The organism is Kushneria konosiri (assembly GCF_002155145.1).
GTDB classification, from domain to species: Bacteria; Pseudomonadota; Gammaproteobacteria; order Pseudomonadales; family Halomonadaceae; genus Kushneria; species Kushneria konosiri.
Genome location: NZ_CP021323.1, coordinates 999,508 through 1,021,877 on the forward strand (window position 1 = coordinate 999,508; position 22,370 = coordinate 1,021,877).

Here is a 22,370-nt window from a genome sequence, read left to right on the forward strand (position 1 = left end):
TTTACCAGCGGCGCCGCTTGATGCGCTCAAGTTCGCCCTCAAGGCTTTCAAGCCCCTGATCGGCGGTAACGCGACCCGAAAGCACTTCATGGACGGTGTTGAAAAAGGCGTTGGAAACGCGGGGGTAGTTGTCGCCGGTCACGGCCGCCGGACGAGGCACGGCCGAAACGAAGGTATCGTAGAGCGTGCCGAAAAAGGGCACTGCGGCCAGCACTTCCGGGTCCTGGTAGAGGGCTTCGATGGTCGGGTTGTAGGCGCCCTCGATGGCACGACGCTTCTGCTCCTCGGGTGAGGCGAGAAACGCGACCAGATCGGCAGCCATGTCGGGATGATCGCTGTAGCGCGAAACCGCCAGATTCCAGCCGCCCAGCACGCCGGCACTCTGGCCGTCTTCCCCTCCCGCGGGCAGCGGTGCCACCTCGACCTTGTCACGGATGCTGCTCTGCTCGGACTGCACCAGATCCCAGGCATAGGGCCAGTTACGCATGAACAGCGCATTGCCGGACTGGAAGACGCCACGCGCTTCCTCCTCGGTGTAGTTGAGCACGCCCTGCGGAGAGATATCGTTGATCCATCCGGCGGCGTGCGACAGGGCCTTCACCGCCTGAGGGTTATTAACAGTGATCTCGCCATCCTCGTCCACGATGGTGCCGCCATCGGGATAACTGGCGATCCACTCCAGCGCGTTGACGGTCAGCCCTTCATAGGCACGCCCCTGGAACACGTAGCCCCAGAAATCCTTTTGCCCGGCGTCCCGCTCGCCCGCCTGGACGGTTTGCGCGGCTTCGGTCAGTTCAGCCCAGGTGGTGGGGACCTCAAGGTCGTACTTTTCGAGCAGATCCTTGCGGTAGTAAAGGATGCCGGCGTCGGTGAACCAGGGCATCGCCACCAGCCGCCCCTCCACCGTGTTGTTATCGACGATGGCTCCGAAAAAGCCATCGGTTGCGTTCTGCGGCAGATACTCCTTCAGATCGATCAGATGGGGCGCCAGCATGCCGGGCCATACCACGTCGATCTGGAAAACATCGATGTCGCTGGAACGGGCATTGAGAATCTGCTGATACAGCGACAGTCGCTCGGTGGCCGAGTTGGGCGTTGAGACCACCTCGACACTGTTGCCGGTCTGTGCCTCCCAGCGCTCCACCCCTGACTTGCAGAGCTGAAGCTCGGCGCCTACGGCGCCGCAGGAGATGGTGAGATCGGCCGCCTGAACCTGACCGGCTACGGCTACCAGAAAAATCCCTGCGGGAAGCAGTCTGCCTTTCATGGCAACACCTCTTTGTAATCGTCGAAAGGTATCCAGCGCTAACTTAATCGTTTAAGACGCCATGAAAATTACGTTTATTTGCAGTCACGATACATAAGACCTTGGCCGTTTAGCGGTTGGTCTATACGACCATGGGATAGCTCTACAACCCTGTCTTTAACGTTTAAGTTTCGCCCATATGCCGTCAACGCCGTCGATCAGGAAGTTTTGCGTGGTTTTTGAGGGCATTCGAGACTGAAAAGGCAATAACAGACAAGAATACTTTCAAGGGGAACCCGCCATGTCATTCGTCCTGACTCGCCGCCCGCTGGCGATCGCCGTCACCGTTGCCCTGCTGGGGCCCGGCAGCGCGCTCGCTGATCAGAATCAAAGCATCGAACAACGTCTTGCTGAACTGGAAGCGCGAGTGACCGCTTCCGAGCGCCGCGCCAGTCAGGCTGAACAGCGTGCAGCCCAGGCGGAGGCGGCCCTGCAAAAACAGCAAAATTCGCCGCAGCTGGTGCAGCAATCCGCTGGAGAAGAGGAACTTTCGGCCGGCAGTATCCCCTCTCAGGTGCGCGAGGAAGAGGGTGAAGGCGAAGGGCTATCCATGAGCGTCTATGCCCGTTCGGGCCTTTTGATCGGCAGCGATCGCAAGAGCGCGCCAGGCGGGCCTTACCTGACTCCGGCCGGGCGCTCGGGTGGCGCCGTGGGCCGACTGGGCAATGAACCGGACACCTACGTCGAAACGGTCTTTGACTACAACCAGCGTTTTGAAAACGGCGCCCACTCGCTGTATCGCATCATGCTGGCCGACGGCACCACTACCAGCAACGACTGGACCGCCGACGAATCACAACTCAACGTACGCCAGGCCTTTGTCGAATTCAGCGACCTGCCCAGTTTTACCGGCGCGTTCGAAAACGCCTCGATCTGGGCGGGCAAGCGCTTTGACCGCGATAACTTCGATATCCACTGGCTCGACAGCGACATCATCTTCCTGGCCGGTACCGGCGCGGGTATTTACGACATCAGCGTGACCGACAGCTGGGACACCAGCTTTTCCCTGTACGGGCGCAGCTTCAGCAATTATCCCGTGGTCACCGATGAGCAGCCACAGCTCGAGGGCGACACCGACAACCTGATCCTGACCTCCAACAACCGCTTCGGCCCCTGGCAGTGGATGGTCAGCGGCATGTCGGCCAATGACAACGACGAGCGCGATAATGATCCGCGCGGTGGCATACCGGGCGACAACGTCGCCGACAACGGCTTCCATACCATGCTGGCCTATCATGGCGACAGCTTCTTCGGCATGGGCGAAGGTACCTTCAAGACCGCTCTGATGTATGGCCACGGGCTGGGCGGTGAGGTGAAAGCGCTGGGCTCCGACGGCAATCTGACCGAGGATGCCAATACGGCGCGGCTGGCGATTTACGGCACCACCTATCTTGCTCCGAAATGGCGCCTCGCCCCGGCGCTGCTGGCCCAGACCAGCCATGACCGCTACGCCGACGGCGATCGCTACGACTGGGTGACCCTCAGTGCACGGCTGGCCAACGAGCTGACCGAAAACTTCGAGATGCAGTACGAGGCCAGCTACCAGTGGATGGATCTCGATCCGTCGGGATACGGATATGAAGATGGCAACGGCAATGAGCAGGTTTTCCAGAGCGTCAACGGCGGCTATACAAAGCTGACGATTGCCCCGACCTTCAAGCCGCAGGTCGGCGGCTTCTGGAATCGTCCCGAGATCCGCCTGTTCGCCACCTGGAGTGACTGGGACGAGGACCTCAACAACTTCTCCAACAATGATGCGCTGGGCAGCGACGAATTCACCGGCAGCGAGTGGACCTTCGGCACCCAGATGGAAGTGTGGTTCTAGACGAACACTCGATACCCAACGAAAGGCGCGGGGGATGGCATGGCCATCCCCCGCGCGCTTTTGTTTCCGTACTGCCCTGCTTCGACTACTCTCCGCGCAGACGCCCGCCCATTTCCTGAGCGAGATCGACCGCGAAGTTGTCCGTCATGCCGCCGATGAAATCGAGCATACGGCGATAGCTGTCATACAGCGGCCATTGGGTCTGCGGCGTGTTTTCCCCGATCAGGGCCAGCACGCGCTGATGCTTGAAGCTCGACTGGCCGGTGAAATGCAGCTCGTGCGCCGCACCGATAAAGGCTTCGAGCAGAATGCCCAGCGTCGTGTAGGCGCCGATCTCGAGCTTGGCCTTGCGCGCATTGCGAAAGATGCGATCGCGGGCAATTTTCTTGGCCTCGCTTACCCCCCAGCCGAGATCCGGGTGACACAGATCCAGCAGGTCATCTTCAAGGCTGCCTTCCAGCAATGCCTGTTCGTGGGTGACAAAGGTCGCCGCTACTTCATTGACCGCTCGCTCCATGGCAGCACCTCGAAGCGCCGCCACCCGCCGACGCTGGGAGACGTTCTCGCGCGACATGCGGGCGTAATCCTCGGGCTCGCCGCCGGCAATATGGGTCAACACGCCGGCGACTTCCTCATAGCGCAGGATGCCCATCTCGAGACCGTCCTCAAGATCAAGCAGGGCATAGCAGATGTCATCGGCCGCCTCGACCAGCCAGGCAAAGGGATGACGACACCAGGCGTGATCGCTCAGTCGCTTGAGCCCGAGCAGACCGGCCACGCGCTCAAGCTGGCGGCTTTCGGATTGATAGGCACCGAACTTGCCGGCCAGCCCCGCCCGCTCTACCGTCCAGGGATACTTGAGCATCGCCCCGAGTGTCGGCGCGGTCAGGCGCATACCGCCACGGAACTGGTTGTATTCGATCTGGGTAACCACCCGAAATCCCTGAGCGTTACCCTCATAGGTCAGAAGATCGGCCCGCTCGGTCGGACTTAACGCCTCGAGATAACCGGTGCCATCGGCTTCGGCGCGCTTGAACCAGTCACGAATGGCGTACTCGCCGGCATGACCAAAGGGCGGGTTGCCGATGTCATGACTCAGGCAGGCCGCCTGAACGATCACGCCCATGTCGGCCGGCGTGATCCAGTCCGGCAAATGATCACTCAAGCGCTCGCCGACGATCATCCCCAGACTCCGCCCGACACAGCCAACTTCCAGCGAGTGGGTCAACCGGGTGTGGATATGATCGTTTTCGGTCAGTGGATGCACCTGCGTCTTGCGCCCCAGACGGCGAAAGGAGCCTGAAAAAACGATGCGATCAAAGTCCTTGTGGAAAGGACTGCGCCCGATTTCGCGCTCGCGCTCGGTGGTCTTGTCATCCAGACGCACGGGGGCCAGCAACTGCTCCCACTGCATTTGACTCATCTCGCCTCGCCCCCTGGCGCCGGCTGCGCCGGCCGTTGATTGATCATGACGCTCACCGGTCCACGCCTGCTTGCTGACGTCCGCTTATTCGTTGACATCCATGTAGCGACGCGCCCATTCGCGGTTCTCTTCAAGCGTCGAGTAGCGGGTAGAGAGCTCGGAGGCGTTCAGATTGCCATCGGCAATCTGGCGCTGCTCGCGCAGGCAGTCATAGGTGGCCTTGATGGCGGCAAAATAGGCGCCATGACCGTTGACCACCACACGTACGCCGGCACGCGCCAGACGCTCACGATCGCGCAGTTCGGGATTGTCATAGGTGACCAGCATCAGAGGGATATTCAGATGCTCGGCGATGCTTTCCAGATGATCGAAGTCACGAATGCCGACCATGCAGATGCCGTCGGCGCCGGCACGTTCATAGGCCATGGCACGCGTGGTGGCATCTTCCACGCTGAGCACGCCGGCGTTGGTACGGGCAAAGATCGACATGGCCGGATCAATCCGGGCCTCCAGCGCCGCACGAATCTTGCCCACGCCCTCTTCCAGTGGCACCAGATCGGTGGACTTGCGGCCGTACTTGGCCGGCAGCAGCGTGTCCTCGATGGTCAGCGCCGCCACGCCGGCCCGCTCGAGCTCAACGATGGTGCGCATCACATTGAGCGCATTACCGTAGCCATGGTCAGCATCGGCAATGATCGGCAGACGCGCCACGCGACCGATACGGGTCGCCTGCTCGACAAATTCGCTCAACGTGATGAGAGCAAAATCGGGCGCGGCCAGTACCTGCAACGAGGCGACAGAACCGCCCAGAATGCCGACTTCAAATCCCAGGTCCGCCGCAATACGGGCAGACATGGGATCAAAGGTCGAGGCGGTGAAGAAGCAGTCTTCGCGGGCAAGCAACTCGCGAAACTGATAGCGCAGATCGTGCTGGGAGGGGGTAGCCATGACAACTCCTGAACATCACAAAGCGGCGACAGGCCCCGGGGGCCCATCCTTGATGGCGACCTACTTTATACCTTTGTCCCATAACGCACCAATCCGGTGCCCCTGACCGGTCGATCACCTTTCGATACCGACTCTGTTGTTACGCCATCCTGGTGATAGATGAAGATGAGGTCACAGGATCGATCCTGTCGAAAGATCTGATGTTTATTTCAAGCGACTTGATGAGGCCCTGGGAATCAGGCTGGGCATGGCGCGGCGAATGACATGCTCGGAATTGTCGGTAAACAACAGATCGACGGCATGATGCGCGATGTAGTCAAACGGTATATGCACCGAGGTTAGCGGTACCGGCAGTCGGCTACAAAGCGGAATATTGTTATAACCTACCAGCGACAGTGAGGCACCAAGCTCAATGCCGAGACGATGGGCGGCTGCCATGACACCGATGGCCAGATTGTCGTTGACCGCAAAGATAGCGGTGGGACGAGATGCCCCGGACAGCAGCTTCATTCCCGATTCTTCGCCCGACTCCATGCCAAACTCGGACCCCATGATCCACTGCTCATTCACTTCCACGCTGGCCTCCTGCATGGCGCGACGAAACCCCGCCTGTCTATCGCGCGCACTGGAGGCGAACCCCGGACCCGCTACCAGCCCGATATCCGTATGACCGAGATCAAGAAGATGGCGAGTCGCAAGATATCCTCCCTGAATATCATCCCCAAGCGAGGAAGGGCTGGTGCCATCCGTACGCAAAACCAGTGAATGCGCAATGCCCTGTTCACGAAGATGTGAGGGAAGCTGATCATCCAGGCGACTGGTGGCGAGAATCAAACCATCAACGCGTCGATTCAAGAGCGACTCGGCGGCCTGACGCTCACTTTCCGGTGCATCGCCACTGGTCGCTACAATCGTGAAGTAATGGCGCTCCTTTGCCGCCTGGGAAATCGCTTCATAAATCAGCGCCATGACCGTATCGCTAAGACGTGGCACCAGCACGCCGATGGTTCCACTCCCCCCACGGCGAAGGCTTGATGCCAGAATATCGCGCTTGTAACCGAGTGCTTCGGCAACCTGCCTGACACGCTCGGCAGCAGGGCTGTTCGAGCGTGGCAAGCGTTCATCCAATACCCGTGAGACGGTGGATGTACTGACGCCTGCGGCCCTGGCCACCTCCTGCATCGTAACCGGCTTGTTATTCATCGATATATGGGTCCATGAAACATGGGTGTAACGACGGATTCAGCTGACAACACCCTACAAGGCATGAAAACAGGATTACCAATCATAATCCTGATTGTGTAAGCAGTTATATCACTGAGCATGTCTCGGGCCTTATCTTCAATATTCTTCAAGTTTCCTCCGATGGTCTTCAGACCAATGTTGAATTGGCGCCAAACATTTTTAGCACAAATATATGCAAACGTTCCCGTTAACGTTCCCAAACACTCTAGAAAGGATACATCATGTCTCTCGATCTCAGGGGTCTTACGCCTGCGCCGGTAACGCCCTTTACACGTGAAGGCGAAGTCGATTATGACGCCATCCAGAAACTGGGGGCCTGGCTTGGCAGCATTGATGGCATTACAGGGCTGGTCGTATTGGGTCATGCCGGGGAAGGCACGTTTCTGACGTCCGACGAACAAACACGTGTGATCGAAGCCTTTGTCGAGTCGGTCAAGGGCGAAATCCCCATTATCGCGGGCATTACTCGTGAAGGCGATTATGTGGCCGCTGAAGAAGCAAAGCGGGCCGTCAAGGCTGGCGCATCAGCAGGTCTTGTCTATCCATCACACGGCTGGCTGCGTTTTGGCTATCAGGAAGGCGCCCCTCAGGAACGCTATCGCCGCATTCATGAAGAAAGCGGCCTGCCACTTATCCTCTTCCAGTATCCAGACAACACCAAGGCGACCTACAACCTGCAGACCCAGCTCGACATTGCAGCGCAACCCGGCGTCTTTGCCATGAAAAACGGGGTTCGCAACATGAAACGCTGGGACACCGAGATCCCGGTGATTCGCGCCGAGCGGCCTGACCTGCAGATTTTGACCTGTCACGACGAGTATCTGCTGCACACCATGTTTGATGTAGATGGCGCCCTGGTAGGCTACGGCGGTATCGCACCGGAGCCGCTGATCGAAATGATCAAGGCAGGCAAGGCAAAGGATTATCCCAAGGTCCGCGAGCTGCATGACCGTCTGCTACCGGTAACCAAAAGCGTTTATCACCGCGGCTCTCACATGGAAGGCACCGTCGCGCTTAAATGGGCTCTGGTCGCTCGAGGCATCCTCGATCATGCCACGGTGCGCGCACCGCTGAGACCGCTCGTTGAAGGCGCCGATCAGGAAATTGCCGATGCCATGCGCCAGGCCGGCCTGACCTGATTCACTCCGACCGGCCACCACCCGGTGGCCGGTTGACATTGAGCATCTTCCTCGCCGTCTCATCAGATGCTTTATCCATGATCGTCACCTCATCTTCTAGGGCATCCTCTTCAGGAGCGCATGATGAATACTGATCTCAAGCAGTCTTCCAGGGCTGCCCCCGGCGCATCGTCAGTTACCGGGCGTCTTTCAATACCTCAAATGCTGGCCCTCATGGGGCCTGCCTTCGTGGCCGGGGCCTGGCGCTTCGGTCCCGGCGCGCTTACATCGGCTGTTCAGGCCGGCAGCCAATACGGTTACATGCTGCTATGGGTCATCCTGATCTCGGCAGTACTGATGTTCGTCTTCAACGATATGGCAGTAAGGCTCGGGCTGGCGTCAGGTGATTCCGTGATTTCGGTGACCAAAAGAACGCTGGGGCGACCGGTTGGCGTACTGGCCGGACTTGGCGTTTTCTCCATTACCCTGATGTTTGCCGTCGGTAACGCGGTCGGCTCGGGACTCGCCCTGAGCCTGCTGTTTGGAGGATCCGTTGTTGGCTGGACGCTGGCCTCGACCGTGGCCGTAGCGCTGCTCATTGCCATGCGCAATACCTACAAGGCAATGGAGCGACTTCTCGTCGCCCTGATCGGGCTGATGTCGATCGGATTTTTCGCCTCGGCCATCCTGAGCGACCCCAACTGGGTGGACGCGGCAAAGGGATTGATTCCCAGGGTTCCTGCCGAGGCCGGCGTGCTGCTGATTGCGTTGATTGGCACCAACTTTTCAATCAACTCAGCGTTTTATACGGGCTATGCCATTCACGAAAGAAACCTGCGCAAGGAACAGTATCGCGCCATAACGCTGATGGACACGCTACCCGGCAACATCGCGACAGCCATCATGGCCATGCTGATCATTGTCGTGGCATCGGCCGTCCTCAATGCGACCGGCACCGTGGCAACCACCTTTCCTCAATTGGCCAGCGTACTGGAGCCGCTCGCCGGGCGTATGGGCGCAATACTCTTCGGGATGGGCTTTTTTGCAGCGGCCTTCTCATCCATGGCCGCCAATGCTTCGGCTGGTGGCACGCTGCTTGCAGATGCACTCGGCTGGGACAGCAGCCTCTCCTCCTGGCGCGTCAAATTTCTGGTCTACGCCATCATGATCTGGGGCGCCGGAGTCACCGTCTTCTCAAAGGGTTCACCGATCGAGCTGATCATCGTTGCCCAGGCGCTCACCGTACTGGTAGCTCCGTTTCTGGGCATCATTCTCTTTGTGCTGACCCAGCGTCGTGACGTCATGGGAGAACTGAGAAATGGCCCCTTGCAGACAATACTGGCCATCATCGGTCTGATTGCCATTTTTTCCATCTCCTTTCAGTTGCTCCTCAAACTCTTCGGTTAACGCCATCCAACGCTGACCTTCTGGCTTCAATACCAACAAATACAATGGAGATATCGAGATGCCCAACCGCATTTCACGCCGCTGTTCGCCCGTTTTCTGGGGAGCCATCATATTGTCATCCAGTGCACCGGCCCTTGCTTTCGATCTAAAGGTCGATGACACCACCGTGTCGCTGTATGGCTATGCAAAACTCGACATCATGCATGACATCGGCGACGTCCGTACCGGTAACAGCGATGGTATGGGAGACAGTGTCAACTTCAACAAAATCGCCGTGGATGGACAGCCTTCCTCTAGCGGTCACTCCAACCTGAGCGCAGGCGAGTCTCGTCTGGGAATTCGCACCACCACACCGACAGAGCAGGGTGACCTGGTGGTTAATCTTGAGGGAGATTTTTTCTTCGGCAATTTGCGGCTGCGCCAGGCCTATGGATCCTGGAACGGCATTACCGCCGGCCAGACCTGGAGCAATTTTCATACGTTCGTTGGCACAACACCGACGCTTGACTTTACGGGTCCTGCAGGACGGGACTCCACCCTGCGTCAGGCGCAGTTGCGCTATTCCATCGGCAATTTTCATATCGCAGTGGAAGATCCAGGCGGGGTAGCCTCGGGAGATTCATTTGATGGCGGATACAATGCCTTCAATGGAGATAGATCCATTGCCGGAACGGATGTTGATCGCAAGGATGGACTGCCGGATTTAACCCTGCGCTATGAATCAAGGTCAGGGCCGGTCCAGTGGGCAACGGCCGCGGTCGTCCGCGAAATTGCCTTTGATGATGGCGGCAACAGTGACTCTGTCCTTGGGTGGGGGATGTTTCTCGCAGGCAGCTATGCCCTTGCTCCTTCAACCAGAATACGCGCTCAGTTGACCGGCGGTGACGGCATCGGCGCCTACATGAAGGTCAATCCTGCTCCTGCGGCTTACCGCATCGGCAATCGTCTCGAAACGCTACCGGCATGGGGCGGCACATTAGGCATTAGCCAGGATATCGGGCCTGGTACGCTCAATGCTTCCTATTCCCGCGTCGAAGCTGACTGGGATGATGCCGAGCGCGACGGCATTTCTCTGGTCAACACAAATAGCGCCAGTGGATTCATCAATGCCTATGACAAGGTGCATGAGCTGATTCATGTCAATTACATGTGGAATCCCATGGAGCGCATTACCTATGGCGTTGAACTCTCGCATGCCATGCGGAAAACCGTAGATGATCGCAGTGGCAGCGTTGATCGTTTGCAGGGCAGCATCATCTACCGCTTCTAGATGACGCCTTGTACACAGCCTGCCCCGGCGTATCAGCGCCGGGGCCTGCAGGGAGTTCACATACAGACCATCAGTCGGCGCTGTCGGCCAGCGCCGGCAGCAATACCTTGAGCTTGCGGGTCAGGGTATTGCGTCCCCAGCCCAGCAGTTCAGCGGCCTCGCCCTTGCGCCCACCGGTGTGCTTCAGTGCCGTCTCGATCAGGATGCGCTCGAAATCCGGAACCGACTCCTCCAGCAGATGCGTATGACCCGCCGCCAGCGCTCGATCGGCCCATTCACGAAAGGCGCTGCGCCAGTCGCCGGAGCCCTCGGTGGGGCCGTCCAGATCACGCAGCTCCGGCGGTAAATCGTCAACGAGCACTTCACGGCTGGACGCCATGACGGTCAGCCAGCGGCAGGTGTTTTCCAGCTGGCGCACGTTGCCTGGCCAGGGCAGGTGCGAAAGATGCTGTTCGGCCGCCTCGGTGAGCACCTTGGGCTCGGCGGAAAGTTCACGGGCCGCCTCGGCCAGAAAGTGGCGCGCGAGTCGCGGGATGTCCTCGCGCCGCTCGGCAAGTCTGGGCAGGTGTACGCGGATCACGTTGAGGCGGTGAAAAAGGTCCTCACGAAAGCGCCCTTCCTCGACCAGCTTTTCGAGATGCTGATGGGTCGCAGCAATGATGCGCACATCCACCCGAACCGGCACATGACCACCCACCCGATAGAACTCGCCATCGGCCAGCACGCGCAACAGTCGCGTCTGGGTTTCGGCCGGCATGTCACCGATCTCGTCGAGAAAGAGCGTGCCGCCATCGGCCTGTTCAAAACGTCCGCGACGCTGGGCGGTAGCCCCGGTAAAGGCGCCCTTTTCGTGACCAAAAAGCTCCGACTCCATGAGATCACGCGGAATGGCGGCCATGTTCAAGGCGATAAAGGGTTGATGGCCCCGTGGACTGTGCTGGTGCAGGGCGCGGGCCACCCGCTCCTTGCCGGTCCCCGACTCGCCGTTGATCATCACGGTGATGTGAGAGTGAGACAGCCGGCCGATGGCACGAAACACCTCCTGCATGGCCGGCGCCTCACCGATGATCTCGGCCTGAATGCCCTCGGGCACGCGAGCCGGTGCCTGACGTTCGCGTGCGTGGGCCACGGCGCGGCGCACCAGTGAGAGCGCATCGTCGACGTCAAAGGGCTTGGGCAGATACTCGAACGCGCCGCCCTGATAGGAGGCCACGGCGCTGTCGAGATCCGAGTGCGCCGTCATGATGATCACCGGCATGTCGGCGTGGCGCTCGCGCACCCGCGCCATCAGATCGAGCCCGTCGACGCCCGGCATGCGAATGTCGGTGAGCAGTACATCAGGAGCCTGACGGTTGATGGCCTCCTCGGCCTGATCAGCTCGCTCAAAGCTTGAGACTTCGATATCAGGCTGGGCAAGCGTACGCTCGAGTACCCAGCGGATGGCGCGATCATCATCCACGATATAGACGCGGGCCGTATCACTCATGGGTGCCTCCCTTCTCTTGTCGGTCTTGTTCGGGTTCGCTGAATCCTTCCAGCGGAATCAGAAGACGAAATTCGGTATGACCGGGGCGACTTTCACATTCGATCAACCCCTGGTGCTGGTGCAGGATCGACTGGGCAATGGACAGCCCCAGTCCGCTGCCTTCGGCGCGACCCGAGATCATTGGATAAAACAGCGACTCTGCCAGCGTTTCGGGGACGCCCGGGCCGTTGTCGATCACGCAGACCTCACACACCAGCCGGTGGCGTTCGGCGCCCAGGGTAAACTGCCGCCTCGCTCGGGTCCGCAGCGTGACCGTCGGCTGCTCGATGGCGTTTTCGTTGAGCGCCTGTACGGCGTTGCGCGTGACGTTGAGCACCGCCTGGATCAGCTGGCCGGCATCCCCCATGATCAATGGCAGGCTGGGGTCGTAATCGCGCACCAGCGCGATGGTGTCGGTCTCGGCCTGCAGCAGGGCACGCACCCGCTCGACCACCTCATGCACGTTAATGGGCCTTTGCTCGACCGGTCGATTGGGCCCCAGCATGCGATCAACCAGATCGCGAAGGCGGTCGGCCTCCTCGATGATGATGCGGGTGAACTCGGTCAGGCTTTCATCGGGCAGGTCACGTTCGAGCAGTTGCGCCGCCCCTCGGATACCCCCCAGCGGGTTCTTGACCTCATGGGCCAGACCCCGGGTCAGGACCTTGACCATCTCCTGGCGGGCAATCAGCGACTCCTCGCGGGAGATGCGCATCAGGCGGTCACGCGGCTCGAACTCCAGCAGCAGCTCGGTTTTCGACAGTGGCGTTGCGGTGTAGTCCACCGTAATGCGCTCCCCGCTCGCCATGACCAGCTGCGTTTCGCGCTGGGTATAGGGGTGTTGAAGCCGCAACGCCTCGAGCAGCATGGCGGCGATACGGCCGTCTTCACCTTCAAGACATTCAAGAGAGGTGCCCTGCACCCGTGAAAGGCTCAGTCCCATCAGGGCTTCCGCAGCCGGATTAAGCCAGCGAACGCTCAATTGCGCGTCCAGCAGCACCACAGCCGTGGTGAGATGTTCCAGCAGGCGTTGATACATGAAGCCCTCGTTAACGTCGTTTCCCTTTGATAGTGCAAAAAGCGCGCCACATATGACGGATGCAGCATATATCGCACCACAAGGGAAAGGTGGGTCAGCGCGCCAGCACGGAAATGGCACATTGATAAGACCGCCCGGACCATGATGCACCTTTGTGGTGCATCAAGACCAGCAGCGGTTCACCGGGAATTGGCAGGCTCGGATTCGGACGTTGATGCGGCCAGTACATCAAGGGTCATGACGTCAGATCGCTGTCGAACAACACCGGCGCTGTCGAGCACTTCAGCCACCAGCGCATGGCGCCCGACCTTGAGCCCCATGGCCATCAATACATGGCTGGATAGCGGTGACTGATGCCGCCGGCCATCAATGATCAGTTGCACTTGATCGCCAGCACGCAGACGCGGAACGATTTCAAGACGCAGGGGAATGCCACGGCGGGCCTGTTCGACGGTTACAGGCGCCGATCGTGGCTTGAGCACAACGCGCTGATAGGAGGTAAAACGAACAGGCGTCGCAGGTTCTGCCCCGGGGCTGTCAGTGCTACTGGAAGGCGACAGCACACGCGGGGCGCGCACTTGCGCCCGCGTACCACCGGGACGGTCGCTCCAGACAATGTTGCCCTGGGCATCTGTATGGCGATAGACCGCGGCATGTGCCTGCGACGGCAAGTCTGCAAGCAACCAACAAACCCCTAGTGTCCACAGCAACAGATAACAGGAACGACCCGGCACGACAGTAATTCCACAGGAGGGAAAGTCCGTCATTATGGCCGGGGAAACTCGATCTCCAGACGATAAAAAGCCCCGTTAAAACGGGGCTTTTCCGTGTGGATACCCACAGGGGGCGGGCATCCTGCCTCAAATCATCAAGGCTGAACCTTAGAGGCTGTAGTACAGGTCGTATTCCATGGGGCTTGGCACCATGCGTACGGCCGTCACATCTTCCATCTTGAGTTCGATGTAGGCTTCGATCATCTCTTCGGTGAATACGCCACCTTCGGTCAGGAAGGCGTGGTCATCCTTGAGCGCCTGCAGGGCTTCTTCGAGGCTCGAAGCGACCGTGGGCACGTTGAGCGCTTCTTCGGCCGGCAGGTCATACAGGTTCTTGTCCAGCGCTTCGCCCGGATGGATCTTGTTACGGATGCCGTCGATGCCGGCCATCAGCAGTGCGGAGAAGGCCAGGTACGGGTTGGCCATCGGGTCAGGGAAGCGGGTTTCGACACGCTTGCCCTTCGGGCTTGCCGTGTAGGGAATACGAATCGAGGCAGAGCGGTTGCGAGCGCTGTAGGCCAGCATGACCGGCGCTTCAAAGCCCGGAACCAGACGCTTGTAGGAGTTGGTCGACGGGTTGGTGAAGGCGTTCAGGGCACGGGCGTGCTTGATGACACCGCCGATGTAATACAGCGCAGTTTCGGACAGACCGGCGTATTCATCGCCTGCGAACATGTTCTCGCCGTCCTTCCAGAAGGACTGGTGAACGTGCATGCCGGAGCCATTGTCGCCAGCCATCGGCTTGGGCATGAAAGTGGCAGTCTTGCCATAGGCATGCGCCACATTGTGGATCACATACTTCATGGTCTGAACTTCGTCGCACTTCTGCACCAGCGTGTTGAACTTCACACCGATTTCGTTCTGACCGGCGTTGGCTACTTCGTGGTGATGCACTTCAACGGTCTGGCCCACGGCTTCCAGCGTGGCGCACATGGCGCTGCGGATGTCATGGAAGGAATCGACCGGGGGCACCGGGAAATAGCCGCCCTTGACGCGCGGACGGTGGCCCATGTTGCCGCCTTCGAACTTGCCATCGGTCTCCCAGGCACCCTCTTCGGAGGAGATGCGGAAAAAGGAGTGATGCATGTCGTTCTTGAAATGCACTTCATCAAAGATGAAGAACTCCGGCTCGGGGCCGAAAAAGGCCGTGTCGCCCAGACCGGTGCTGCCCAGATAGGCTTCGGCGCGCTTGGCGATCGAGCGCGGATCACGCTCATAGCCCTGCATGGTGGCCGGCTCGATGATGTCGCAGCGCAGAACGATCGTGGGGTCTTCGGTAAAGGGATCGAGATAGCCTGAACCATCCTGAGGCATCAGAATCATGTCGGACTCGTTGATACCCTTCCAGCCGGCGATGGAGGAGCCATCGAACATCTGGCCGGTTTCAAAAAACTCTTCATCGACCATACGCGCGGGGATGGTGACGTGCTGCTCCTTGCCCTTGGTATCGGTAAAGCGCAGATCGGCCCACTTGATGTCGTTCTCTTCGATCAGGGCAAGCGTTTTCTCTGACATGTGACTCCTCCAATAAAAGGGATACTGCTTGAAAACCGTTAACAGGACGCCATCACTTCGCCACCGTTGTATCACGCGCAAGCACAGTGCATGCAAGTCCCGATGTGTACCCAAATAATGCATGCAGCGTGCCAAAATGGCGCATACCAATCGTCCCGAATTTAAAAACGCTTTCCATACAGCAGCTTAACCCCATCATCAAATGACGAGGCCTTCGAGACAGCGATGGAATCAAGGTCGGAACTTCTGTATCGGCGTTTCAGATTGCACCATTAACGTTCAAGTCACGCCCTTTTTGCACCAAAAAAGAGCAGCGACTGAAAGCAGGGTGTCGTCACCTCGTCACAATGACCCTGTTTCATTGTACTTCACGGCGTCTGCACCACGATTCCAGCTATTCGACCGGCGACTTAGCCTATACAATGCGGGGCCAAATTTATTGCACGCTGCTGACATGGCCGTTGAAACAATGCACGGTCATGCTCCTACCCTGAACAGGCGCGTGTACACAAAGGTGAAAACGCGTTATGTCCGATACGCTTACTTCCGGCAATATCGAGAAGCTGAGAAATATTGCCATCATTGCTCACGTTGACCACGGCAAGACCACACTGGTCGACAAGCTGCTGGCGCAATCCGGCACCCTGGACCGCAAGGCGGAAAACCAGGAACGCATCATGGATTCCAACGACCAGGAAAAGGAACGCGGTATTACCATCCTGGCCAAGAACACGGCCATTACCTGGCACGACTACCACATCAACATCGTCGACACCCCCGGGCACGCCGATTTTGGTGGTGAGGTCGAGCGCGTCATGTCGATGGTGGATTCCGTTCTGCTGCTGGTCGATGCCGTTGATGGCCCGATGCCGCAGACCCGCTTTGTGACCCAGAAGGCATTTGCCCAGGGCCTCAAGCCGATCGTCGTGGTCAACAAGATCGACCGTCCGGGCGCGCGCCCTGACTGGGTCATCGATCAGATCTTCGATCTGTTCGACAACCTGGGCGCGACCGACGAGCAGCTCGATTTCCCGATCATCTACTGCTCGGCGCTCAATGGCATCGCCGGCATGGACCCGGAAGATCTGTCCGAGAACATGGACCCGATGTTCCAGGCCATCGTCGACATCGTCGAGCCGCCGACCGTTGAACTCGACGGCCCGTTCCAGATGCAGATTTCAGCGCTGGACTACAACAGCTACGTGGGTGTTATCGGTCTGGGGCGCGTCAAGCGTGGCCGCGTGCGTCCCAACCAGCAGGTCAGCGTCATCTCCCGTCACGGCGTCACTCGAAAGGGCAAGATCGGTCAGGTCATGACCCACCTTGGCCTTGAGCGTGTTCAGGCCGATGAAGTCAGCGCCGGTGACATTGTCTGCATTACCGGTATCGATGATCTGTCCATCTCTGACACGATCTGCGATCCGTCCAATGTTGAAGCACTGCCGGCACTGACCGTGGATGAGCCGACCGTCTCGATGACCTTCCAGGTCAACGATTCCCCGTTCGCCGGTCGTGATGGCAAGTACGTCACCAGCCGTAACATCAAGGACCGCCTGAATCAGGAGCTGATCCACAACGTGGCCCTGCGTGTTGAGCAGGGAGAATCGGCCGAGAAGTTCAAGGTCTCCGGTCGTGGCGAGCTGCACCTGTCGGTGCTGATCGAATCCATGCGTCGTGAAGGTTACGAGCTGGCCGTGGGCCGCCCGGAAGTCATCATCCGCGAGATCGATGGCGTGAAGCAGGAACCCTACGAAGAGGTCATCATCGACTGTGAAGAGCAGCATCAGGGCTCTGTCATGGAAGAGCTGGGCTATCGCAAGGGTGAGCTGACCAACATGAACCCGGATGGCAAGGGTCGTGTACGTCTGGACTTCATGATTCCCTCGCGTGGCCTGATCGGTTTCCGCTCGCAGTTTCTGACCATGACCTCCGGTACCGGCATCCTGACCAGCCGCTTTGACCACTATGGTCCGCTCAAGGAAGGCGCAGGTGTTGAGCGTCGCAACGGCGTACTGGTCTCAATGGTCGACGGCAAGGCACTGGCCTATGCGCTCTACGCCCTTCAGGACCGCGGCAAGCTGATCATTGATCATGGCACCGAAGTCTATGAAGGCATGCTGATCGGGATCAACAACCGCTCCGACGACATGGTGGTCAACCCGACCAAGGGCAAGAAGCTTGATAACATGCGCGCCTCCGGCAACGATGAAAACATCGTGCTGACGCCGCCGATCCGCTTCACGCTGGAGCAGGCAATCGAGTTTCTGGACAGCGATGAGCTGGTGGAAGTCACACCCGGCTTCATTCGCATCCGCAAGAAGCACCTCAAGGAAACCGACCGCAAGCGCAACAAGAAGTAAGCCATTGCGCACGCGTTGTCATGTTTTCTGACACAAAATGGCCTGCAGAATATGCAGGCCGTTTTTTTATCTTCAAGAGATTGTCGAGATGCCGGGCATCACATCAGCCCCGGGCAACATCTGCAGAAACACAAAGGCCGCTGCCCTTGCGGACAGCGGCCTTTTGTCGCCTATCTGATTCCCCGGAGAAATCAGGCAGCGTTACGACCGGGCATGGACGAGAAGTCGGTAGACGGCTGCGCATTGCTGAGAGCGGCAGGCCTTGCAGCACCGACTCGCACCGGTTGAAGACGACGTGCCTCACGATCTGAAGCCCGTCCGGAAAGCATCATCGCACCCAGCATGAACATGATCAGTAGGGCGTAACCCATTGCGCCAATGATTAACAGTGCCATGGTCCTATCTCCTTTCAACGCATCGTTTCATGCAACGCGTTTTTACAATGGAAGCCAATTTGCACAGCCATGTTCCTGATGGTGATCGCCTGCTCTTGGGCGCTGTGCTCCAACAAACCGCTGATGTCTATCACCTGATCGATGCCCCCTGTTCTGAGGGGTAGGTACCGAATAAGGCGTTGAATCAGTAACCCTGTAATGCTTAATGTATCAGAAGGTAACTCAAATTACACTGAGCAATTAGTATCAAGGAAATTGAAAAGAACTATCGCTCTACGACTTCTCAACATCCTTGATGATGGAAATTCTCACCCTTGCGAATTCCCTGCTTCATCCTCCCGTGTCCAAGGCTCTGTTTTATCGACCCATTCATCAAGCAGCGCCTGTACTGTCTCGTTGTGCCAGAAAGCCTCCAGTGTGGCAACGTCGGCGCTGTTCAATCCCGGTATCGCCTGCCAGTCAGCGTTTTTCAGCGAGCGCATGAACACAATGTGATTCAAACTATCGGCTGACCGAAAGACGACTTTAGGCTGAGAGGCGTAGAAACGGGCATGGGCCGGCTCCAGAGCCATGAGCCAACGTTGCAGCGATTGCCGACCTGCCTGATCAAAGGCAGTGCGCCACCGCGCGGCGCGAATGTCACCCACACCGCTCAACGAGCGCAATGTAGCGCGCGGCAGATCACGCCAATCAAGCAAGGAAGTGATCATTTCGGCGTCAATTAGCCGTTTCCAGGTGCCCTCACCAATCCCGTGCATATCGAGCCCGTTGCGGCTGCTCAGATACTCAAGACGTGCCAGAAACTGATCGCGACACCCCGGCGTCAATTCCAGACAGCTCAGGGCGTTGAATGCATCAGGATCAGGCACATCCATCGGCACCCGCTGAGCGTTACGCACCACAACCTCGTCAAATCGCGGAATGGTCAGGCCGGCCAGCGACACCATGACCTGATCACCCGGACGAATATCAGCCTTGCGCCAACGCGCCATGGAGCCTGCGCTGACGCGTCGGACCGTACGGTCTCCAAGCGTCACGGGTTCAAGTTCCAGCACCGGTGTAATGCGTCCGGTACGACCGATACTGAAATCGACATCGCGCACCTCGGCAAGCGTGGCCACGGCCGGGTATTTCCAGGCCACGCTCTCCTCGGGCGGAGTATTGCGCCAGAGACGGCCCGGCGGCTGCACATCACGCTTGATCACCACGCCATCACTGGCAAAAGGCAATTTGTTTCGATACCAGTAGTCTCGCCAGTGCGCCACGTCGTCAATGGTATGGACCGGTTTGCTCCAGCGTTGCGGGTCCATGAAGCCCCAGTCGGAAAGCTTTCGGTGTCGCTCGGCAAGCGTTGCCGGGCCGTCGGGGAGCGCCCAGGCAAAGAATCCGATCCGAGCGCGTGTCTGCTCGTCCGGATTTTGGCGCTGCATCAGGCCCGCCACGCGCGAGCGCGCTCCGGCTGTACCATCACGCTGCTGAACATGGTCAGAACGCTTGAGATAGAGCTCTCCCTGAACGACCACTCGCTCGGGCGATGGCCCTTCAAGCCGTTCGGGGATCGCCTCGATGCCGATTACACCGGCCAGCCAGTCCTGTCCGGTCAGACCATCGCCACGGCTGGTCGCCTCAACCAGCACGCCGTGTTCGTATACCAGCGTCACCGCCACACCATCCACCTTGGGCTGAACCCACAGCGGACCGGGCGGCAATGCCTCAATCCAGCGTTCGACTGCCGCCCGATCCGGCAGCTTGTTCAGTCCGGTCTGGGCGATGGCATGACGCTGCTCGCCGCCGCTCAGGGCAACCGCAGGCGACGTCTGCCCCAGACAAGAGCGCCAGTATGCCAGCCGCGTCTGTGCCTGATCGTGCACGCCGTCGGCCACCAGCCGCTCGCCGTGCTGATAGTAGGCCTCATCCCAGCGAGCAATCTGCGCTGCGAGCGGCTCAAGACGCGCCTTGATCTCCTCGGATGGCGGACACGCACTCTCCTTTCCCATCACCGGAGTCGCCAACCCCATCAGGGTGATGGTGACCATGACCCACCGCTGCCATTTCATACGCCCTCATCCGATTACATCAAAAATTTCTGATATGGATATCGACAGGAGAGCGTCTTTCTAAAGACGAATGCATTCAGCGTAACGGTCGCAAACTGCTAAACTTTTTTTATCAACAAGGAGACAGGCCATGAGCAACGTACGTACAGTTACATGGGATCAGGAAGGGGTTGATCATGTCGCTGATCACGAGGAACTGACTCAGTTTTTGCATAAAAAGCCCAAGGCCGGTGACATCATCACCGCGCGTTACAGGGGGGCCAATGTGCGCCTGAAGGTCCTCGAGCGTCCGGATGAAGACACTTCGATTGCCGAGGTACTGGGGCTGAGTACCGAGGACGAGACGCGCGTTGACACGCATGAAGGATTGCACAAGGGCGAATCGGTACTGGTGCCCGACAAGGACCGTGCCTTTATCCGTTATAGCAATTAATGCTTTGACCAATATTTTTTATGCTTTTATGGAATCAAGTTAGGACAACTCGTTGTTTGGTTCTGCGGCCTGAAGTCGTCATTATCTGACCATGACCTCATGTCGGCTCCAGCCGGGCCGCGGGCCCTTCTGCTGACACCGTTTTCATCAATGCCAAAGGAGTGACAAATGGCGCTGCAACTTGGCGATACTGCACCGGATTTCTCTCAGGACAGCACCGAGGGAGTCATCAATTTTCACGAGTGGCTGGGTGATAGCTGGGCGATCCTGTTTTCTCACCCCAAGGACTTTACGCCGGTGTGCACCACCGAGCTGGGCGAGGTAGCACGCCTGAAATCCGAGTTCGACAAGCGCAACACCAAGGCCATCGGCCTGTCGGTCGATCCAATCGAAGATCATCACGCCTGGAAGGGTGACATCGAGGAAACCCAGGGCTGCGGGCTCAACTTCCCGCTGCTGGCCGATGCCGATCGCAGCGTCAGCGAGAAGTACGGCATGATTCACCCCAATGCCAACGACACCCTGACGGTTCGTTCGGTCTTTGTCATTGACCCCAAAAAGAAGGTGCGTCTGACCCTGACCTATCCGGCCAGCGCCGGTCGTAACTTCCAGGAAATCCTGCGTGTGCTCGACAGCCTGCAGCTGACCGATAACGAAAAGGTCGCCACGCCGGTCAACTGGCGCCAGGGTGACGATGTCATCATCGTCCCGTCGCTGAGCAACGAGGAAGCCGCCAAGCTCTTCCCGCAGGGCTGGGACGAGAAAAAGCCCTACCTGCGCATGACAAAGCTCAACAAGTAAGGCGCGACGGCAGGCGCCCTTGCAGTCAATACGCCTGCTGCCCACCATGAAAAACGCCCGGCCGGATGGTCGGGCGTTTTTTTGGATCAAAAGCGACAGGGCTCAGAGCACCTGGGCGGTCAGCTTTTTGGCAAAGCCTGCCACATACTCGCCCTGGAAGCGGGCAATTTTAAGCTCGCGCTCACTGGGCTGGCGCGAGCCGTCACCGCCGGCCAGCGTCGAGGCGCCGTAGGGCGTGCCGCCACTGACTTCGGAAATATCGAACTGCTCCTCGACCCCATAGCCGATCGGCACGATGACCATCCCGTGGTGGGCCAGCGTCGTCCAGCTGGTCGTAATGGTCATCTCCTCACCGCCGCCAGTGCCGGTGGAGGTAAAGACGCTGGCCAGCTTGCCGCGCAGGGCACCCTTTGCCCAAAGCCCGCCGGTCTGATCCAGAAAGGTGCGTACCTGGCCGGCCATGTTGCCATAGCGGGTCGGCGTTCCCAGGATAATCGCATCATAGTCGGCAAGCTCGGACGGCTCGGCAATCGGTGCCGACTGATCCACCTTGCCGCCGGCCTGTTTGAAAGCTTGCTCATCCATGGTTTCCGGCACGCGCTTGACGGTCACCTCGCTACCCGACACCGAGCGGGCGCCTTCTGCCACGGCTTGCGCCATGGTTTCGATATGGCCATACATCGAGTAATACAGCACCAGTATCCGGGACATCGTCTCTGTCTCCTTGAGTCAATATGGTGTTCATCCACGATAACGTCATGCCCTGTCAGCCTGGTGTATCAAGGCGGCAGCTGCCTGCTTTTTTGAACATGACATCCATCATCGCTTTTGAAGGCCTGTCTTAAGCGCGCTTGAACGAATGACGTTGCGACCCGTCCGTATCGCCTTATGCTGTTGTAAGGCAGCGTGCTTCGGCTGCCGTGAACGCCC

The 22,370-nt window shown here is 58.8% G+C and carries 18 protein-coding genes; 7 read left to right on the forward strand and 11 right to left on the reverse strand.

All coding sequences use genetic code 11. The features are described 5' to 3' along the window. Position 1: 1 nt before the first annotated feature. Entirely contained in the window at positions 2-1,267 is a 1,266-nt protein-coding gene (locus B9G99_RS04720; RefSeq protein ID WP_086620964.1) for an ABC transporter substrate-binding protein, read from the reverse strand. Positions 1,268-1,547: 280 nt separating this feature from the next. Between B9G99_RS04720 and B9G99_RS04725 the strand changes: the two genes are divergently transcribed. Continuing rightward, positions 1,548-3,131 carry a carbohydrate porin gene (locus tag B9G99_RS04725; RefSeq protein ID WP_086620965.1) on the forward strand — a complete coding sequence of 528 codons (1,584 nt, stop codon included), beginning with the start codon at positions 1,548-1,550 and terminating at the stop codon, positions 3,129-3,131. A gap of 85 nt (positions 3,132-3,216) precedes the next feature. Here the strand turns inward: B9G99_RS04725 and B9G99_RS04730 are convergent, their stop codons facing one another. The 3 genes from B9G99_RS04730 to B9G99_RS04740 form a co-directional block, all read right to left on the reverse strand. Next, positions 3,217-4,554, reverse strand: coding sequence for a deoxyguanosinetriphosphate triphosphohydrolase (locus tag B9G99_RS04730; protein WP_086620966.1), 1,338 nt, complete (start codon positions 4,552-4,554; stop codon positions 3,217-3,219). An 84-nt stretch (positions 4,555-4,638) separates the two neighbouring features. Beyond that, positions 4,639-5,502 carry an isocitrate lyase/PEP mutase family protein gene (locus B9G99_RS04735; protein WP_086620967.1) on the reverse strand — a complete coding sequence of 288 codons (864 nt, stop codon included), beginning with the start codon at positions 5,500-5,502 and terminating at the stop codon, positions 4,639-4,641. Positions 5,503-5,706: 204 nt separating this feature from the next. After that, a complete protein-coding gene (locus B9G99_RS04740; RefSeq protein WP_086620968.1) occupies positions 5,707-6,705 on the reverse strand; it encodes a LacI family DNA-binding transcriptional regulator in 999 nt (332 codons plus the stop codon). A gap of 263 nt (positions 6,706-6,968) precedes the next feature. Between B9G99_RS04740 and B9G99_RS04745 the strand changes: the two genes are divergently transcribed. The 3 genes from B9G99_RS04745 to B9G99_RS04755 all read left to right on the forward strand — a co-directional run bounded on the left by B9G99_RS04745 (position 6,969) and on the right by B9G99_RS04755 (position 10,542). Next, positions 6,969-7,886, forward strand: coding sequence for a dihydrodipicolinate synthase family protein (locus B9G99_RS04745; protein ID WP_086620969.1), 918 nt, complete (start codon positions 6,969-6,971; stop codon positions 7,884-7,886). A gap of 120 nt (positions 7,887-8,006) precedes the next feature. After that, entirely contained in the window at positions 8,007-9,272 is a 1,266-nt protein-coding gene (locus tag B9G99_RS04750) for an Nramp family divalent metal transporter (protein ID WP_086620970.1), read from the forward strand. Positions 9,273-9,384: 112 nt separating this feature from the next. Next, positions 9,385-10,542: a DcaP family trimeric outer membrane transporter gene (locus B9G99_RS04755; RefSeq protein WP_148663910.1), complete on the forward strand. Its 1,158-nt coding sequence runs from the start codon at positions 9,385-9,387 to the stop codon at positions 10,540-10,542. Positions 10,543-10,612: 70 nt separating this feature from the next. Here B9G99_RS04755 and ntrC read toward each other — a convergent pair whose 3' ends face one another. The 4 genes from ntrC to glnA form a co-directional block, all read right to left on the reverse strand. Continuing rightward, positions 10,613-12,028, reverse strand: coding sequence for a nitrogen regulation protein NR(I) (gene ntrC, locus B9G99_RS04760; RefSeq protein ID WP_086620972.1), 1,416 nt, complete (start codon positions 12,026-12,028; stop codon positions 10,613-10,615). After that, complete coding sequence (gene glnL / locus B9G99_RS04765) at positions 12,021-13,106, reverse strand: nitrogen regulation protein NR(II) (protein WP_086620973.1); 1,086 nt, start codon at positions 13,104-13,106, stop codon at positions 12,021-12,023. Before glnL ends, ntrC begins: the two co-directional genes overlap by 8 nt. A 179-nt stretch (positions 13,107-13,285) precedes the next feature. Next, positions 13,286-13,789, reverse strand: coding sequence for a DUF4124 domain-containing protein (locus B9G99_RS04770; protein WP_158521443.1), 504 nt, complete (start codon positions 13,787-13,789; stop codon positions 13,286-13,288). Between the two features lie 198 nt (positions 13,790-13,987). After that, positions 13,988-15,394, reverse strand: coding sequence for a glutamate--ammonia ligase (gene glnA, locus B9G99_RS04775; RefSeq protein WP_086620975.1), 1,407 nt, complete (start codon positions 15,392-15,394; stop codon positions 13,988-13,990). Positions 15,395-15,921: 527 nt separating this feature from the next. On the opposite strand from glnA, the gene typA reads away from it, so the two are divergent. Continuing rightward, positions 15,922-17,754, forward strand: coding sequence for a translational GTPase TypA (typA, locus tag B9G99_RS04780; RefSeq protein ID WP_086620976.1), 1,833 nt, complete (start codon positions 15,922-15,924; stop codon positions 17,752-17,754). A 191-nt stretch (positions 17,755-17,945) separates the two neighbouring features. Here typA and B9G99_RS04785 read toward each other — a convergent pair whose 3' ends face one another. After that, positions 17,946-18,149 (reverse strand): hypothetical protein, encoded by a 204-nt coding sequence (locus B9G99_RS04785; RefSeq protein ID WP_086620977.1) that lies wholly within the window; start codon positions 18,147-18,149, stop codon positions 17,946-17,948. 308 nt (positions 18,150-18,457) lie between these two features. After that, complete coding sequence (gene ligB, locus B9G99_RS04790) at positions 18,458-20,206, reverse strand: NAD-dependent DNA ligase LigB (RefSeq protein WP_086620978.1); 1,749 nt, start codon at positions 20,204-20,206, stop codon at positions 18,458-18,460. A 130-nt stretch (positions 20,207-20,336) separates the two neighbouring features. Here ligB and B9G99_RS04795 point away from each other — a divergent pair, with 130 nt between their 5' ends. Both B9G99_RS04795 and B9G99_RS04800 read left to right on the forward strand, forming a co-directional pair. Beyond that, a complete protein-coding gene (locus B9G99_RS04795) occupies positions 20,337-20,639 on the forward strand; it encodes a hypothetical protein (protein ID WP_086620979.1) in 303 nt (100 codons plus the stop codon). 168 nt (positions 20,640-20,807) lie between these two features. Then, positions 20,808-21,440: a peroxiredoxin gene (locus B9G99_RS04800; protein ID WP_086620980.1), complete on the forward strand. Its 633-nt coding sequence runs from the start codon at positions 20,808-20,810 to the stop codon at positions 21,438-21,440. A 102-nt stretch (positions 21,441-21,542) separates the two neighbouring features. Here the strand turns inward: B9G99_RS04800 and wrbA are convergent, their stop codons facing one another. Then, positions 21,543-22,151: an NAD(P)H:quinone oxidoreductase gene (gene wrbA / locus B9G99_RS04805; RefSeq protein WP_086620981.1), complete on the reverse strand. Its 609-nt coding sequence runs from the start codon at positions 22,149-22,151 to the stop codon at positions 21,543-21,545. Positions 22,152-22,370 lie beyond the last annotated feature (219 nt).